This is a genomic window from Azospirillum sp. B4, from assembly GCF_000333275.1.
Taxonomy (GTDB): Bacteria; Pseudomonadota; Alphaproteobacteria; order Azospirillales; family Azospirillaceae; genus Nitrospirillum.
The window spans coordinates 1-4003 of sequence record NZ_BACU01000675.1; the positions used below are offsets into that span (position 1 = coordinate 1).

Annotated in this window: 3 protein-coding genes; all 3 read left to right on the forward strand. The window is 69.5% G+C overall.

Annotated elements, in window-relative coordinates; all coding sequences use genetic code 11:
• Positions 1–179: 179 nt before the first annotated feature.
• Positions 180–635: a (2Fe-2S)-binding protein gene (locus I55_RS30520; RefSeq protein ID WP_044564495.1), complete on the forward strand. Its 456-nt coding sequence runs from the start codon at positions 180–182 to the stop codon at positions 633–635.
• Positions 636–646: 11 nt separating this feature from the next.
• Positions 647–2821 (forward strand): xanthine dehydrogenase family protein molybdopterin-binding subunit, encoded by a 2175-nt coding sequence (locus I55_RS30525; RefSeq protein ID WP_044564497.1) that lies wholly within the window; start codon positions 647–649, stop codon positions 2819–2821.
• A partial coding sequence (locus I55_RS30530; protein ID WP_044564496.1) for a c-type cytochrome occupies positions 2821–4003 on the forward strand: 1183 nt, incomplete at its 3' end. The genes I55_RS30525 and I55_RS30530, both read left to right, overlap by 1 nt.

A 4003-nucleotide genomic window follows, 5' to 3' on the forward strand; every position in this document is an offset into this window, starting at 1 on the left:
AGCACGGTGGCCGGGTGATGCGTTTCCCGCAATGACCGCACCGTTCTATCGAACCAGGCCCGCGATATAAAACTCCATTACTGACCCCTGGAAACCATTCCCCCTCCGACACGTTTTCACGGCGCCGCAGGGGGAAAGGGGAATGGGGTCGCGGTCGGCGGCCGGAACGGGGAAAAGCAATGGTCAGACTGTTGATCAACGGTGCCTATCACGAGGTGGCTGTCGAACAGGACACCCCCTTGCTGTGGGTGCTGCGCGACGTCCTGGGCATGACGGGCACCAAATTCGGCTGCGGCGTCGCGCAGTGCGGCGCCTGCACCGTGCATGTCGACGGAACGCCGGTCCGGTCGTGCCAGATGGCGGTGGGCGACGTGGGCGCCCTGCCCGTCGTCACCATCGAGGGCATCGGCGCCACGCCGGCCGGTGCCAAGGTGCAGAAGGCCTGGATGGACCTGCAGGTGGCGCAGTGTGGCTATTGCCAATCCGGCCAGATCATGTCGGCCGCGGCGCTGCTGGCGCAGACCCCAACCCCCAGCGACGCCGACATCGACGCGGCGCTGGCCGGCAACATCTGTCGTTGCGGCACCTACGTGCGCGTCCGTGAGGGCGTGAAGCACGCCGCGTCCCTGGCGTGAGGGGGATGAGCATGGACACGCCCCCATCCCTGACCACCACGTCGCGCCGCGACCTGCTGCGCGGCCTTGCCTATGGCGGCCTGCTGCTGGCCGTGGACCTGCCGCTGGGCCGCCTGGCCGTGGCGCGCGAGGACGCGCCGGCCCTGTTCGCGCCCGACGCCTTCATCCGCATCGCCGGTGACGGCGCCGTGACCCTGATCATGCCACAGGTGGAGATGGGCCAGGGCATCTACACCGCCCTGACCATGTTGATCGCGGAGGAACTGGACCTGCCGCTGGCCGCCATCCGGCTGGAGGCGGCCCCCCCCAACGACACCCTGTACGGCAACCCGATCTTCGGGATACAGGCGACGGGCGGGTCCACCTCCATCCGCGCCTACTGGATACCCATGCGCAAGGCCGGTGCCGCCGCGCGCGCCATGCTGGTCCAGGCGGCGGCCACCGCCTGGAAAGTGGACCCCGGCAGTTGCGAAACACGCGACGGCGTCGTCCTGCATCCCGCCAGCGGCCGGTCCTTGCCTTATGGCGGATTGGCGTCCGCCGCGGCACGGCTAAGCCCGCCGGCCAACCCCCCGCTGAAAAAGCCGGAAGACTTCCGTCTGCTGGGCAAGACGCAGACCCGCCTGGATATCGCGGCCAAGGGCAACGGCACCGCCAAATACGGCATCGACGCCATGCCGCCCGGCGTGAAATTCGCGACCCTCGCCGGCTGCCCCGTGCCCGGCGGCAAGGTCGGGACAGTGGACGCGGCCGCCGCCAAGGCCGTGCCGGGCGTCCGCCAGGTGGTCGTTCTGGAGGATCTGGTTGCCGTGGTGGGCGACCACATGTGGGCGGCGAAGAAGGGCCTGGACGCGCTGTTCATCACCTGGGACGAAGGGCCCAACGCCAACCTCTCCACCGAAAGCCTGCGGACGGCGATGCATGAGGCGGCCAAGCAGCCGGGGGTGGCGGTCAAAAACGAAGGCGCCGACGCGCGGCCGGGTGACGCGGGCGTGATCAGCGTCCTGTACGAGCTGCCCTTCCTGGCGCACGCGCCGATGGAACCGATGAACTGCACCGTGCACCTGCGGCCGGATGCCTGCGAGATCTGGACCGGCACCCAGGTGATGACCAAGGCCCAGGCCGCGGCGGCGCAGGCGGCCGGCCTGAAGCCGGAGCAGGTGACCATACACAATCACCTGCTGGGTGGCGGCTTCGGCCGGCGGCTGGAGGTGGACATGGTCGACAAGGCGGTGCGCATCGCCGCCCATGTCGACGGCCCGGTGAAGGTGGTGTGGACCCGGGAGGAGGACATCCAGAAGGCGATGTACCGTCCCCTCTATGGGTGCGAGCTTTCGGCGCGGCTGGAAAACGGCAAGCCGGTGGCATGGCGCCACAAGATGGTCGGCCCGTCCATCATCGCCCGCTGGCTGCCCCCCGCCTTCACCAACGGCATCGACATCGACGCGATCGACGGCGCCACCGAACAGCCCTATGCGGTGGGCGGTTTCCATGTCGACTACGTGCGCCATGAACCGCAAGGGGTGCCCACCTGCTTCTGGCGCGGCGTCGGCCCCAACGCCAACGTCTTCGCCGTCGAAAGCTTCATCGACCGGCTGGCACATGAAACCAAGGCCGATCCCCTGGAGTATCGCCGCGCCCTGCTGGCGGCCAACCCGCGCGCCCTGCAGGTGCTCAACAAGGCGGCGGCGCACGCCGGCTGGGGCACGCCGCTGCCAGCGGCGGCGGGACTGCGCGCCGGCCGTGGAATCAGCCTTCAGGCGGTCTTCGGCAGCTTTCTCTGCACCATCGCCGACGTGGCGGTCCAGGATGACGGCCGCGTGCGCGTGCGCCGCCTGGTCACCGCCGTGGATTGCGGCATGCAGGTCAATCCCGATGGCGTGATCTCGCAAATCCAGGGGGGCCTGGTCTTCGGCCTGTCGGCGGCGCTGTACGGCCAGATCACCTTCGACAAGGGCCGGGTTCGGCAGAGCAATTTCCATGACTACCGCGTCGTCCGCATCGATGAGATGCCGGTGGTCGAGGTGCACCTGGTCCCCAGCACCGAAGCGCCGGGCGGCATAGGCGAGCCGGGCACCACCACGGTGCAGCCCGCCGTCGCCAACGCCCTCTACGCCGCCACGGGCGTGCAGCTGACGCGCATGCCCATCGACCCGACACGCTTGGCCAAGGGGGGGCGGACGTGATGCGCGCCAGCCTGAAATGGACGGTCGTGGCCGTCGCCGGCGTCGCCGTGGCGGCGGGTGCCGCCCTGGTGGCCCTGGGCATCCATCTTCCCGGCCCCCTGGATTTCGCCGGCCGGCAGGTCCCCTTGGCCGAGTACAAAGGCCCCTCGCCCACCGGCGTCCCCAAGGAACTGGCGAGCGCCGCCCTGCTGGAACGCGGAGCCTACCTGACGGCGGCGGGTGACTGCCAGGCTTGCCACACGGCGGCGGGCGGCACCCCCTATGCCGGGGGCCGGGCGTTCACCCTGCCCTTCGGCACGCTGTACACGCCCAACATCACCCCGGATCCCGACACCGGCATCGGCCGCTGGAGCGACGCGGACTTCCTCAAGGCCATGCACAAGGGCGTGGCACCGGACGGTCAGCGCTTCTACCCCGCCTTCCCCTATGCCTCCTACACCCTGATGACGGATGAGGACGTGCTGGCCATCAAGGCCTACCTGTTCTCGCTGGCCCCCGTGCGGCAGGAGACCCGGGCCAACACCTTCGCCTTCCCCTTCAACCAGCGCTGGCTTATGATTTTCTGGAGCGCGCTGTTCAACCCCGGGCACCGCTTCCAGCCCGTCCCCGACCGCAGCCCGGAATGGAATCGCGGCGCCTATCTGGTTGAAGGGCCGGCCCATTGCGGCGAATGCCACACGCCGCGCACGGTGTTCCAGGCGATGGACACGCGGCGCAAGTTCGCCGGTGGCCAGGCGGAGGGTTGGAACGCCTATAACATCACGCCCGACGCCACTTCCGGCATCGGCGGCTGGTCGGCGGAAGAGATCGAGGCCTATCTCGCCCACGGCCACGCCAAGGGCAAGGGCGTCGCCTCCGGCCCCATGCGCGAGGCCGTGGACCTGAGCTTCTCAAAGCTCAGCCCCTCCGATATCGCGGCGATGCGCACCTATCTGCAAACCGTTCCGGCCGTGCACTCCAACCTGCCCGCCCCGGCGGGCCCGGCGCCCCGCGACCATGGCGCCGGATCGCCAGCCGTCGTCGGCAACATCGACGGCAAGCGCATGTTCGAAGGGGCCTGCGCCAGCTGTCACGGCTGGGGCGGCACCGGAACCAATTCGGCGGAAGCGCAGCTGACCGCCAAGCGGGCGGTCAACGACCCCAGCGCCGCCAACGTCGCCCTGATGATCCTGAAGGGCACCG

Coding starts and splice junctions, on each gene's coding strand:
- I55_RS30525 (WP_044564497.1), top strand. CDS start 647: ATGGACACGCCCCCATCCCTGACCACCACGTCGCGCCGCGACCTGCTG.
- I55_RS30520 (WP_044564495.1), top strand. CDS start 180: ATGGTCAGACTGTTGATCAACGGTGCCTATCACGAGGTGGCTGTCGAA.